Genomic DNA, 12,351 nt, shown 5'->3' on the forward strand with positions numbered 1-12,351 from the left:
TCGCATGTCCTCTTCCTCTTCTTCCGCTGAAACACCGAGATCCAGCTCTGCTGGAGCGCCGCAGGGGTGGGAGCCGCCGGCGCCGGAGGAACTGCAGGAGATGCTGCCTCAGTATGAGATCACCGGCTTGATCGGGCGGGGCGGGATGGGGGCGGTGTACCGGGGCATGCAGTTGACTTTGGACCGGGCTGTGGCCATCAAGATTTTGCCGCCGGGGCTGGATGAGACGGACGCGACCTACAGCGAGCGCTTTCGCAATGAGGCGCTGGCCATGGCCAAGCTGAACCACCCGGGCATCGTGGCCGTGTATGACTTTGGCAGCACGAGCAATGGCATGTTGTACATCGTGCTGGAATTCGTGGATGGCACGGATGTGGCGCAGATGATGGCGAAGGATGGGCGGCTGCCTGCGGCGCATGCCATGTCGATCACCGCGCATGTGTGCGATGCGCTGAAGTACGCGCATGAGCGCGGCATTGTGCACCGGGACATCAAGCCGGCGAATATCATGGTGGGTTATAATGGCGTGGTGAAGGTGGCGGACTTTGGCCTGGCCAAGATGAGCAAGGGCGGAGAGAGCACGGGCATGACGCAGAGCGGCCTGGCCATGGGGACGATGCACTACATCGCCCCGGAGGCGCTGACGCTGGGCGCTTCGGTGGATCATCGTGCGGACATTTATGCGATGGGGGTGATGCTTTACCACATGCTGACGGGCTCGCTGCCGCAGGGGATGTTTGAGCTGCCGTCCCAGCAGGTGCCGGGGCTGGACCCGAGGTATGACGGCATCATCAGCCGTGCACTGCGCAACGACCGTGAGCTGCGCTACCAGACCGTGGTGGAACTGCGGAGGGATCTGGACGCGATCATCGCGCAACCGGTGGCAAGGGTGGAGGCAAACGCCCGCCAAGCGCCCGCCGCGCTGAATACAATGGAGCGACCTCAGCGCCCCGAGGGGCAGCCGTACCGCCCGCCAAACTGGCAGGCTCCGCCGCCGCCGGGCAGGAATCTCAATCTAGGATTTTGGGTGCCGGTGCTGGGTGTGGTGGCGGCGCTGGCGGGATTTGTGGTTTGGTCTGAGCAAGGCAAAGCCAAGGTGAAGCCAACGGTGCAGGCTGCGGCAGGAAAGGCTGTGGCGGGCAACGAGGCTGAGGTGCCGAAACCGGTCTTTACGAACAGCCTGGGCATGCAGTTCAGACCTGTGGCGGGTACGCAGGTGCTGATGTGCATTCACGAGACGCGCAATCAGGATTACAAGGCCTATGCGGCGGAGGTGAAGGGGGTGAATCCTTCGCCGATCTTTTCGGACAAATCCGCGGTGGATCAGGCCGGTGACCATCCGATTCGCAATGTGAGGTATCTGGATGCCGCTGGCTTCTGCGAGTGGCTGAGCCAGAAGGAGGGTCGGAAGTATCGCCTGCCGACGGATGAGGAGTGGAGCCTGGCCATGGGCATCGGACCGGCGGAGAAGCGTGTGGCTGGCGACACTCCGGAAACGCTGAGCCGCAGGCCCATCCAAGAGTTTCCCTGGGGCAGCAGACAGTGGCCGCCGCCGGCGGGTTTCGGCAACTACGGGGACATCGCGTGGAAGGCGGCTTTTCCGAAAGAGACCAAGTTCATCGAAGGCTACACGGATGGCTTTCCCACCACGGCGCCGGTGATGAGTTTTCCACCCAACCGGCAGGGGCTGTATGACATGAGCGGGAACGTGACCGAGTGGGTGCAGGACTGGTGGAATGCCGAGCAGAAGGACCGCACCTACCGCGGTGGCGGCTACGGCAACCGCGAGCCGAGAGACCTGCAGCCCTCCTCACGCGGGCACCATGCGCCTTCTGCCAGCTACAGCAACGCCAACCAGGGGTTTCGCTGCGTGGTGGAGAGGGAGAATGTGAAGAGCCCTGGATTTTGACGAGGTGGAGACAGGGCAGGAAATGGTCTTTTGTGGCAGGGGCTGGTCGGGTTATTCGGCCTTGGGGGCTGCCTGCGGGCCTTCTTTGCCCCGGCGCATGTCGATGTTGGAGTGGCCGCCGGTCTGGCCGCGAAAATGATGAGGGCCTACCATGGCGAGGGATTCGGTGCCGTATTGATCCCAGCGCAGCACGAGCACGGGGGTGCCGCCTTCGGCGGTGAGGGTCCACCGGGCGGTGGTGCCCTGCTGCGCGGTGGTGGCGGTGCCGTCGGCATGGAGGGTGAGGATGTCCGTCCAATGCGGGTGCGTGACGCGCCAGTCGCCCACGATGGTCCAGCGCGTGTAAACGTCCCCGTTCACGGCGACTTGTCCGAGGCCGGGTGAGACTGCGGCTTCAGCTGCGTTGACAGCGCCGGTCTGGGCGACGAGGCAGCAGGCCGAAACTGCCAATGCTGCGAGGGTGAGATGGAGTCTGTTCATGAGGTGTGAGGGAACTGGGCTGCAGGCGAATGAGCGTATTAAACGATGCTCTTCGAAGCAATGCTCAAAAATCACGAATGACGAATGGAAAAAGCGGTGGGGCGAAGCGGAAGAGCGCAATAACGAATGGCACCCCATTTTAACGGAGTGCCATTCATGCTTGGTATTCTATCGTTGCTGAGGGAACTGCCGCGTTGAGTTTTTCAAACACGGCCCCTTGCAGCGGGACTAGCGGATGTAGCCGCCCTGCATTGGGAGGGAACTGCCGTAGGCGCGGTGGTCGCCACCGTAGTAGTACTGGCCGTTGTAATTGTAACGGTTGGTGTAGGGGCGGCCCTGGTAGGTGTAGTTGCCGTTTTGATACTGGCCGCCGGAGTAGTAGCGGCCGTTGTACAGGTAGGCGTTGCCAGAGTAGTTGGTGGGCAGCGTGGTGTAGGTGCGGTAGCCGCTGTTCTGCTGGATGTAGGCGTTGTTTTGCACGGGGATGGTGCTGCCGTAGGAGCGGTGATTGCCGCCGTAGTAGTACTGGCCGTTGTAATAGTAACGGCTGGGGTAGGAGCGGCCTTGGTAGATGTAGTTGCCGGTTTGATACTGGCCGCCCGAGTAATAGCGTCCGCCGACCAGATAGGCATTGCCCGAGTAGTTCCGGGGCAGCGTGGTGTAAGTGTTGAAGCCGCTGCTGACATAGCCGGGGCCGCCGCCATTGTAGCCTCCGGAGAACTGCGGCTCCGCGCAGGAGATCAACGAGAGGGTGAGGAGAACGGTGGGAAGAAGCAGTGCTTTCTTGAGGTGGGCGGGTTTCATGATCGAAGTGTGGGACAGAAGCCCGGAAGAAGAAATGAGGTGTGTACCCCATGGGCCTCATGCTTCCCGCCAAGGGGGCCTCGTTGTCTCTTCCTCATCCATTGAGTGAGGCCAAAATCCGTGCAGGAGACGATAGGAGATGGGGTGAACAGCCCATTTCGCAGCGCGAGGTCCTGCGTTTAGCTAAAACCATGAACAAGCTCACCACCATCCTAGTCGCCGTGGATTTCTCCACGGGATCACGCACGGCTTATGAGCAGGCGGTGCGCATCGCGGCGCTGCATGGCGCGAAGGTGCAGGTGCTGCATGTGGTGGACTCCGCTGCAGTGGCGGCACTGGCGGAAAGCCGGGAGGAACCTTTTGAAAATCACGCCAAAGTAGCAACTGAAGGAGCCAGTGCGGCGCTGACCCGCTGGCTGGAGCAGTCTCCCGCAGCGGCCAATTATGAAGTCACCATCGCGCTGGGCACGCCGCTGCATGAGATTTTGGAGCATGCGCGCACGCTGAAGGCGGACCTGCTGGTGGCGGGCATCGCCGGGGCAGGGGACATGCCGGCAGGTGCGGGATCCATCTCCAGCAAGCTGGCGCGCAAGGTGCAGACGCCGGTGCTGCTGGTGCGCACGAATCATCCGCAGGCGTTTCGCAAGATCGTGGCCTGCATTGATTTTTCGGAAAATTCGCGCGCCGTGGTGGAGCAGGCGCACAGCCTGGCCCGCATGGACGGTGCCACAGTGGACTTCGTGCATGTGTGGCAGGAGCCGTGGGTGGCCATGGCCTACCCCACGCCCTTTGCAGATCCGGGCGGCCCGTCGATGGTCTACACGCCGGAGGAGCGTGAGGCCTGCATCCAGCGGCTGCGCGCTGATCTGCACGAGTTTGTGGGCGTTGCGTCGCAGGGCATTGAATCCACCGAGGTGCTGCAGGAGTCATCGAGCCATGGCAACGGCATCGCCACGCATGCGCAGGAGGTGCTGGCGGACCTGATCATCATGGGGGGCAAAGGGCGCACGAATCTGCGCTACGTGCTGCTGGGTTCGACGGCGGAACGGCTGCTGACGCGGCTGCCCTGCTCGCTTCTTGTGGTGAAACTTCCCGTGGAAAACATCTGACACTTTATTTATGAAAACCATCGTTGCCTTGGTCGATCTCTCCGACCTGACCTTCAAAGTACTCAAGCAGGCGCACGCGCTTGCCACCGCCTTACACAGAGAGGTGATCATCCTGCACGTGCTGTCAAAGGTGCCCGTAGTCGTGGATGTGGGGCTGATCTCGCCCGTGGTGATGCAGGATCCCTCACCTGAAGTGGTCCACCAGCAGACCGAGCAGCTGTTTGAAATGCGGGATTCGCTGATCAAATTTGGCGTGAAGGCCAGTGTGGAGCAGCTGGCAGACCCCAGCGTGGCCGGGGTGCTGGCGGAGACGCGGCGGCGCAATGCGGACCTGATCATTCTCGGCTCCCACCACCACAGCACGTTCTACCATCTGCTGGTGGGCAATGTGGCGGCCGATGTCCTCAAAGGGGCGCACTGCCCGGTTTTGGTGGTGCCGAGCGATGAGGATGTGCCGGAGAAGAAGTGATCGCGCCCTCCCAGCGGAGCGTGTGCAAACGCCAGCCCTGCAGCCTGACGGAGGATTCGGCTATTTCTTGCCTTGGGGCGGGACGTAGGTTTTGCCATCGTAGGTGCCGCCGACCATGCCCTGCACGGACTTGAGCTGGTCGTTCATGGAGTTGTTCAGGGAGTCGCCGCTGGTCTGGGAGGCATCCAGGGCGCGGCTGGGCAGGGAGGTGGCTTCTTCCTCAGGCGCTGCGGATGCGGGCTTGGGGGCGGGATCGAGGGTCTCTTTGATGAGCCAGACGCCGCCGCCGAGGGCGATGAGGATGAGGAAAAACGAGGTGCTGGAGGAAGAGGAATCACTCACAATGCTTGTCTGAACGACGGGAGCTGCGTAAAGATTGCGGTTTCCAAGGCGAAAAATGGCGTAACTTCCTCTCTGGCCTAATTTCCTCCTGTGTCTGCTCGTTCCCACCCTGAACTCTCGCATGCCCGACCCACACGTACAGGATGAAGCCGCCGTGCTGGTCAGGCGGGCGTTGGACCAGCATGAAAGCACCCTTATCGCCTACACAGCCAGCATCCTCGGTGGAGACATCGAGCGTGCGCGTGATGTCGTGCAGGACGCCATGCTCCGGCTCTACCTTTCCGAGCCGGACCGTGTGCGTGACAATCTCAAGTCCTGGCTCTTCACCGTGTGCCGGAACCGTGCCTTCGACATCCTGCGCAAGGAGCAGCGGCTGGATCTTGGCAACGACGAGGTCATCGACGCCGCGGCGGATCACGAGCCGGACCCATCCCAAAGCGCGGGCATGCACGAGCTCTATGAGCACATCTGGAGCTGTGTGGACCGCCTGCGGCCCAACCAGCGCGAGGTGGTGCGGCTCAAATTTCAACACGACTGCTCGTATCAGGAAATCGCTGGCATCACCGGACTCAGCGTCGGCAATGTCGGCTTTATCATGCATCACGCGATCAAGAAACTCCGCGAACTGATGAGCACGGACATCAGCGAGGAATACACCCCCACCCATTCATGAATCCCCAGGACAATCCCCACTTCACCGCCTACGCCCTCGGAGAACTCAGCGCCGAGGAGGCGCGTGAATTTCACGAGGTGCTGGCCACCACGCCTTCTGCCGCGCACGAGCTGGAGCAGATCGAGGCTGTGACCGATGCCTTGCGGCAGGGCGCGCCGATCCCGCTTTCACGTCTGACGCATGAGCAGCGCCACGCCGTGCTGCATCCGGCCAACATGCCACGGCGCATCCAGCCGATGCTGCCACGCCAGCCAGCGAAGCGTACCTCACGTCAGGCCTTCTGGCCGGTGATGGGCGGGCTGCTGAAGGTGGCGGCTGTTGTCACGCTGAGCGGCGCGGCTTTCCTGGCGGGCTGGATGTATGGCCCGGAAGTCAAATCTGCCGCGCAGATGGCCGGCACGCCCAAGGGCGATGCGCCTGCTGAGAAAGAGGTGAAGCCTCAGGCTGCGCCTGAGAAAGCCGCGCCTGCACCGATGGTGGCGGCCAAGTCTGAACCCAAGGCAACGACGTCTGCTGTGCCCGCCCCAGTGGCGAAAAAGCTGGTGGCCGAGGTCAAGCCCGCTGCTGCTCCCGCGCCTGCGGTGAAGCACGTGGTGGTGGCCACTGCCGCGCCGGTGAAGGTGCTGCCCGCCGCCCCTGTGGTGACTCCCAATCTGGGGTTCACCCTCCCTGCCGGACACGGCACGTTTGTGAGCACGACGAAGCAGGCGGTCGATCAGTTCAGCCTGCATCCCGGGCAGATCAAGCCGCTGCCGCCCAAGGCCAAGGGGCAGGCATTTGCGTCCCCGCAGCTCACGCCGAACAAACCCGAGCCCAAGCTGGAGCGGGCGTCCGATCTGTTCATTCACTCATGGAAGGCTGAAGTGGCCTCGTGCCCGTGGAATCCGGCGAACCGGCTGCTGCGCCTCGTGATCCTGCTGCCGGCAGATCAGGCGGCGGTGCTGGGTGCAGACGCCAGCTTCCCCCTGCAGGTGACCTTTGATAAGGCAAACGTGAAGCAGTTCCGCATGCTGTGTGAGCGGCATCTCGCGGCCACCGAGCTGCGCAGCGCAGGCACGCATGTGCTGTGGTATGAGTTTCAGCCGAATGGCAGCGGTGAGATCCCGCGCGACAGCAGCCGTCAGGTGGCCACCGTGATGCTGCCAAACGCACGCTTCACCTCCCAGGCCGTGGGCCCCTTTGACAGCAGCAAGCTGCAAATCATGGACCGTGGGTACTCCCTGCAGAATGCGCGTGAGGATTTTGTCTTTGAAACCTCCGTGGTGGGCTTTGGCCTGCTGCTGCGGGGTGCGGAGCAGCTGGGCGCGCTGAATCATGAGCTGGTGCTCAATCTGGCCAATCAGTCCAAAGGCGCGGACAGCAACGGCGAGCGCGGGCGGTTTATCCGCTTGGTGCAGGATGCGAAGCTGGCGGCTGGGCTGTAGGGATTTTGGAGTGCGGCTGCGCAACCCTGAAAGGGGGGGCTGCCGCCTTAGAGCGTCTCGTGGCGGGCTTGGGGTGCTGCGGCCTGCGAAGAATCACCGGCTGCCGCATTCGGGTATTTGATGGTATGCGTGGGCCACCCGGCACAGCGAAAGCGGTAGCTGCGTTCGTGCCTCGCTGCGCGACCGCAGTCCATATGGGGAGCTGCTTGCGGCTGATCAGGCGCTGTGCAGGAGCTTGCCGCTGAAGCGGGTGCTGTGCGGGGCGTAGAGCTTGTGGCCGAGGGCGAGGTAGTGTTCGCGGTGGTGGTCGCGGTGCTCGTTGATCACCTGCAGCCAGGGACTGCGCCGCACGGCGAAGGCGGGCTCTGCGGCGAGGTTGGCGAGATCCTGATCGCGACCCAGAATTTGGCCGAGACGTCGGGCGCGGCGGATGCGGCGCTCCGCACCGCGCAGATGCGAGAGCACCAGGGTTTGAAAATAGAGATCCTTCACGCGGTGCCGCCAGCGGTGGAGGGTGCGTTTGTCCTTCGTTTCACAGGCCTGCTTCATGAGCTGGCGGCCTTTGCGGTAGCAGCGGGCGTGCTCTTCGAGGATCTGCTCTGCGGAAAGCGACTGGATGCAGGTGCTGTCGATGAGCTGGCCCACGGCGTAAAGCTGATGATGAAGATCCGAGGCAGGCGGGGCTTTGAGCGGCTGGCCGATGAGCTGCGGACGGTGCTTGGGCGCGAGATGAAAACGGCGTGTCAGTTTGTCGATGAGCTTGCTCTGCACCACGTACTCGCGATTTCCTGCGCAGGCATTCTTCACGGCGCGCAGGTGCTGCCGCATGGCCTGCAGCGTGTGTTTTTCGATGCCCGGATGTGCCAGGCGGAGCAGGGCCATCATCTTCTTCACACGCAGGCGCAGCTGGTGCGTGGCGCTCTCTTCATGGGTGGACATTCTGAGCACATCCTCCTGCGCACGCTCACAGAGCTGATGCAGCAAACGCTTCAACTTCCGGCCCGAAAGGCCCTCGGAGTCATGGCGTAGTCTCATGAGCAAGTATTCAGCCGCGCATCATGGCGGACGGCAAGAAAGAGTTTTTCACATTCGTCAGACAAGACTGGCAACAACTCCGCCAAACCTGCGATTTAACTGAGTGACTCCAAGAGCTCGAACCAGTGAGATTGTCGTCACATTGGGTTTTGCAGGTGTCCGGGAGCAGTGGGGGATGAGTTCCCATGCGCCGAAGCGCCCTGGGAGCGCGGGCCTCCGAGCCAGCAGCACTCCGCAAGCGATGGGCGCTCCGCTTGGCTCAAACGCTTGCAGTTGGCGAGTGCTTGAAGAGTACCCGAGCAGACGGAGTCGTGGAAGTACACGGCTTGTCCCGCCCGATTGATAAAAGCGGCGCGTCTGGTGTCTGCGGAGTGCTGCGGACTCGGAGGTCCGCGCTCCGGTGGTCTTTGTAAAAGCGGCGCGCCTGCTGCCTGCGGGGCGCTGCGGACTTGGAGGTCTGCGCTCCGCAGCCTGCATATCGAGCATGCCAAATCTCTTTCGACGTTTTTTCCGCCCCGCCGGGAAGGAGATGGTGAAAACTTTCGTTGATTCGCGTGCCTCCGATGCCAGCGTGCATCCGTAACCTTTTTTCTCAACCCCAATACTCCCCACCATGGCCAGCGAAGCAGTCCTCACCCTCACCGAAGCGAATTTTGAATCTGAAGTCACCTCTTCCACCGTGCCGGTGCTCGTGGATTTCTGGGCTGAATGGTGCGGCCCATGCCGCATGCTGGGACCGATCCTGGACGATCTGGCCAAGGAGCAGGGCGACAAGGTGAAGATCGGCAAGGTGAACGTGGATGAGTCGCCGAATCTGGCCACCCAGTTCAGCGTGCGCTCCATTCCGATGATGGTGTTTTTCAAGGACGGCAAGGCTGTGGAAACCGTCGTGGGCGTGCAGTCCAAGGACGCCCTGACCAAGCGCCTTGCTGCGCTGGCTTGAGTGATGGTTGACTGACTCCTTTTGAAGCAGCCGCTGGATTGATTCCGGCGGCTGTTTTTTTGTGTCTGCGCCAGGGCAGAAAAAAGGGAGACGCGGATGAAAACCCACGTCTCCCTGATGGATGATTCAGATGAGACTACTCGTCGCCAAAGGAGATGCCGATGGCGCGGGAGGCGCGGACGATTTCGCTGTCTTTGCTGACGAGGCGGAGCTGATGCACGGCTTCCTCGATGGGTACGTCGCCGACCTGATACTGCTGGTAGCTGACCATGCGGCCAAAGCTGCCCTGGGCGATGAGTTCGACGGCCTTGGCTCCGAAGCGGACGCCGAGGATGCGATCCAGCGCCGTGGGGGCACCACCGCGCTGAAGATGGCCGAGGGTGCAGGAGCGGGTTTCCTTGCCGGTGTCTTTTTCGATCTGCCGGGCCACGTAGTCGCCGATGCCACCGAGGCGGTCTTCGCCTTTGGCACCGACTTTTTCCTTGGTGAGGAGTTCGCCGGATTCCATGCGTGCGCCTTCAGCGACGACGACGAGGGTGCTGTGGCGGCCTGCGGCATCGCGTTTGCGAATGGCCTTGGCCACGTGATCGAGGTGGAAGGGGATCTCGGGCAGCAGGATCACATCCGCGCCGCCGGCCATGCCGCCGTAAAGGGCGATCCAGCCTGCGTGGCGTCCCATGACTTCCAGCACGATCACGCGCTTGTGGCTTTCTGCGGTGGTGTGCAGGCGGTCCAGCGCATCCACCACGGTGGCGACGGCGGAATCAAAGCCGAAGGAGGTGGCGGTGGCCTGGATGTCGTTGTCGATGGTCTTCGGCACGCCGATGATCGGAATGCCCATCTGGTACAACTGCAGGCCGGTGGTGAGGCTGCCGTCTCCGCCGACGACGATGAGCGCGCCGACTTCGAGGTGGCGCAGGGTGTTCTTGGCTTTCTCGACGATTTCCACGGGCACCTGGGAGACATTGCCTTCGCCGACTTTGGCGACGAAGTGGCCCTTGTTGGTGGTGCCGAGAATGGTGCCACCGAGCTTCATGATGCCGATGGTTTTTTCGGGACTGAGCATCATGTAGTCGCCCGGCGGGAGCAGACCTTCAAAGCCATCACGGAAGCCCACGACTTCCCAGCCGAGGGTGGTGGCGGCGCCGACGACGCCATGGATGACTGCATTGAGTCCGGGGCAGTCGCCGCCGCTGTTGAGAATGCCGATGCGCATAAAATGAAAAGGGGGAAAGGGGCTTGGTTATTGAACGGGACGGAAAAGACTCCGTGGAAATTCAGAATTGATCCAGCATCTGGCGCTTGTCCGTGATGGGACGGCCTGCGGCCAGCCAGCGGTCATACGCGGCCCAGCCCTGGTGCAGCAGTGTGCGTGCTTCTTCAAAGGGGCTGGCGGAACCGATCACGACGACGACCATGCGGTGGCGGTAGATGAGGCTGGAGTTGTCCGCCTGCACTTGCACCGTCGGGGGCTTTTCTGCGGAGATGACGAGGCAGCCGCCGGAGCGTGCGGTGTTGCCGGTTTTGATGCCGTCGATGCGGTCCACGCCGAGGAGTTGATTGGTGTTCCTCAGCGCCATGGTGAGCTGCTGACCGCCGCGGTAGATGGTGATGCTGCGGCTGGTCTGATTGGTGTAGAAACGCATGGCGGGCCGTGAGACGGCGTAGATGGCCAGGCGTGCGATGTCCGCTGCGCAGGAATAGGGCATGGGGCGGGAGTTTTCCAGGCCATGGGGATTGGTGAAGCGGGTGGCGCGTGCGCCTTCGCGCTTGGCGAGCTGGTTCATCTGCTTGACGAACTCCTCCATGGGATGTCCGGCGCGGGCGAGGCGTGAGAGGTGGTCCTTTCCGACGAAGTCGCCGAGGGTGATGGCGGCGACGTCGTCGCTGCCCATCATGGTGGCGTAGATGAGGTCACGCAGCGTCACCTGGTCTCCGGCCTGCAGGCCGATGCTGCTGGCGCCCGTCATCTGGAAAGCGTAGGCGGGGACGGTGGCGAGCACGCCGACGCCGACCTTGGAGGCCTCCGCCCAGTCGAGCGTGACCATGGCGGTGGCGATCTTGGCAAGGCCGCCGACGGGGCGCTTCGACTGCGCGTCTGCTGCGACGTGGACTTTTTTATTGAAGGCATCGACGACCAACACGGCTGACTGCGCCTGCAGGGCAGCACCACCGGTGACGAACGAGAGACAGATGCCAAGGATCAATGCGCGGGAGCTTAACCACGCCATGCTGGGGGAAAACATAGACGCGTGATGTTTAGCTGTCTGAACCATTATCGCAACCGTGGATTTCCCCCGATCATTTTCTAATTTGACGCTGGCGCTGGTGAAATTCATGCTCCGCCCCTCCCATGGCAACACTCCAGCAGCAGGCTCTCGCCCTCATCCAAACCTATTACTCCACCTTCAATTCCGGCGACCGGGAGGCATTTCTGGCCCTGCTGACGGATGACGTGGTGCACGACATCAACCAGGGCGGCGCGGAGACCGGGCGCGCGGCGTTTCGCACGTTTCTTGAGCGCATGGACCGCTGCTACCGGGAGCAGGTGTGTGATCTCGTGGTATTCGCTCATGAAGACGGCACACGCGGTGCGGCGGAGTTTTACATCGAAGGCGAATACCTCTCCACCGACGAGGGTCTGCCTCCTGCGGCAGGCCAGCGCTACAGGCTGCGCGTGGGCGCCTTCTTCGATCTGCAGGGCGGCCAAGTCAGGCGCGTGACCAACTACTACAACCTGGAAGAATGGCTGCGGCAGGTGGGGGCTTAAAAAGTACGATGGGCATTGCCTCACTGCGTTCGCCCTCCGGGCAGCCTTCGGCTGGCTATCTTCGCTGCGCTACGGTTCCTGCCCGTCGATCAGCGTTACCGCAAAGTCCAAAGCCTGCGCAGACCTCATCGCTGTTCTCCGAAACGCACCTTGGCGTTGAGCGGGAACAGCGGGGCGAATGAGGGCGTTGGCCGACGGGCAGGAGTGCCCATCGTACTTTCAGAAGCTGGGCCCTACTTCTCGAAGAAGGAGGACTCTTCGCGGTCGCCGACTTTGAGGTAACGGTAATAAACTTCAAGCTGGAGGGTGCAGAGGCACTGGCGGTAGATGGGGTCTGCGGCATCACCGGCGGGCCAGTTCGGGCGGCCGGCCTTGAAGGCACCGTCAGACTGC

At 62.4% G+C, this 12,351-nt stretch carries 13 protein-coding genes; 7 read left to right on the forward strand and 6 right to left on the reverse strand.

Annotated features, from left to right (window positions below):
* Positions 1-1,909 (forward strand): bifunctional serine/threonine-protein kinase/formylglycine-generating enzyme family protein (locus ACIREA_RS15025; protein WP_397383100.1); only part of this gene is annotated, 1,909 nt, incomplete at its 5' end.
* 51 nt (positions 1,910-1,960) lie between these two features.
* On the opposite strand, the gene ACIREA_RS15030 is transcribed toward ACIREA_RS15025, so the two are convergent.
* Together ACIREA_RS15030 and ACIREA_RS15035 are read right to left on the reverse strand one after the other, a co-directional pair.
* Complete coding sequence (locus ACIREA_RS15030) at positions 1,961-2,389, reverse strand: hypothetical protein (protein WP_397383101.1); 429 nt, start codon at positions 2,387-2,389, stop codon at positions 1,961-1,963.
* 228 nt (positions 2,390-2,617) lie between these two features.
* Entirely contained in the window at positions 2,618-3,193 is a 576-nt protein-coding gene (locus ACIREA_RS15035) for a hypothetical protein (protein ID WP_397383102.1), read from the reverse strand.
* A 191-nt stretch (positions 3,194-3,384) separates the two neighbouring features.
* Here ACIREA_RS15035 and ACIREA_RS15040 point away from each other — a divergent pair, with 191 nt between their 5' ends.
* Entirely contained in the window at positions 3,385-4,302 is a 918-nt protein-coding gene (locus tag ACIREA_RS15040) for a universal stress protein (RefSeq protein ID WP_397383103.1), read from the forward strand.
* Positions 4,303-4,312: 10 nt separating this feature from the next.
* A complete protein-coding gene (locus tag ACIREA_RS15045; RefSeq protein ID WP_397383104.1) occupies positions 4,313-4,771 on the forward strand; it encodes a universal stress protein in 459 nt (152 codons plus the stop codon).
* Positions 4,772-4,831: 60 nt separating this feature from the next.
* Here the strand turns inward: ACIREA_RS15045 and ACIREA_RS15050 are convergent, their stop codons facing one another.
* Positions 4,832-5,113: a hypothetical protein gene (locus tag ACIREA_RS15050; protein WP_397383105.1), complete on the reverse strand. Its 282-nt coding sequence runs from the start codon at positions 5,111-5,113 to the stop codon at positions 4,832-4,834.
* A 121-nt stretch (positions 5,114-5,234) separates the two neighbouring features.
* On the opposite strand from ACIREA_RS15050, the gene ACIREA_RS15055 reads away from it, so the two are divergent.
* Together ACIREA_RS15055 and ACIREA_RS15060 are read left to right on the forward strand one after the other, a co-directional pair.
* Positions 5,235-5,786 carry an RNA polymerase sigma factor gene (locus ACIREA_RS15055; protein ID WP_397383106.1) on the forward strand — a complete coding sequence of 184 codons (552 nt, stop codon included), beginning with the start codon at positions 5,235-5,237 and terminating at the stop codon, positions 5,784-5,786.
* Positions 5,783-7,210, forward strand: a complete 1,428-nt coding sequence (locus ACIREA_RS15060) for a YfbK domain-containing protein (protein ID WP_397383107.1) — start codon at positions 5,783-5,785, stop codon at positions 7,208-7,210. The genes ACIREA_RS15055 and ACIREA_RS15060 overlap by 4 nt, the downstream gene beginning before the upstream one ends.
* A 216-nt stretch (positions 7,211-7,426) precedes the next feature.
* Here ACIREA_RS15060 and ACIREA_RS15065 read toward each other — a convergent pair whose 3' ends face one another.
* Positions 7,427-8,245, reverse strand: coding sequence for a CHAD domain-containing protein (locus tag ACIREA_RS15065; RefSeq protein WP_397383108.1), 819 nt, complete (start codon positions 8,243-8,245; stop codon positions 7,427-7,429).
* A 613-nt stretch (positions 8,246-8,858) separates the two neighbouring features.
* Here ACIREA_RS15065 and trxA point away from each other — a divergent pair.
* A complete protein-coding gene (gene trxA / locus ACIREA_RS15070) occupies positions 8,859-9,188 on the forward strand; it encodes a thioredoxin (protein WP_397383109.1) in 330 nt (109 codons plus the stop codon).
* 136 nt (positions 9,189-9,324) lie between these two features.
* Here trxA and ACIREA_RS15075 read toward each other — a convergent pair whose 3' ends face one another.
* Both ACIREA_RS15075 and ACIREA_RS15080 read right to left on the reverse strand, forming a co-directional pair.
* Complete coding sequence (locus ACIREA_RS15075; protein WP_397383110.1) at positions 9,325-10,404, reverse strand: 6-phosphofructokinase; 1,080 nt, start codon at positions 10,402-10,404, stop codon at positions 9,325-9,327.
* Between the two features lie 61 nt (positions 10,405-10,465).
* Entirely contained in the window at positions 10,466-11,419 is a 954-nt protein-coding gene (locus tag ACIREA_RS15080; RefSeq protein ID WP_397383111.1) for a D-alanyl-D-alanine carboxypeptidase family protein, read from the reverse strand.
* A gap of 122 nt (positions 11,420-11,541) precedes the next feature.
* Between ACIREA_RS15080 and ACIREA_RS15085 the strand changes: the two genes are divergently transcribed.
* Positions 11,542-11,958 carry a ketosteroid isomerase-related protein gene (locus tag ACIREA_RS15085; protein WP_397383112.1) on the forward strand — a complete coding sequence of 139 codons (417 nt, stop codon included), beginning with the start codon at positions 11,542-11,544 and terminating at the stop codon, positions 11,956-11,958.
* Positions 11,959-12,351: the final 393 nt, after the last annotated feature.

The organism is Prosthecobacter sp., from assembly GCF_044373815.1.
Classification (GTDB): Bacteria; Verrucomicrobiota; Verrucomicrobiia; order Verrucomicrobiales; family Verrucomicrobiaceae; genus Prosthecobacter.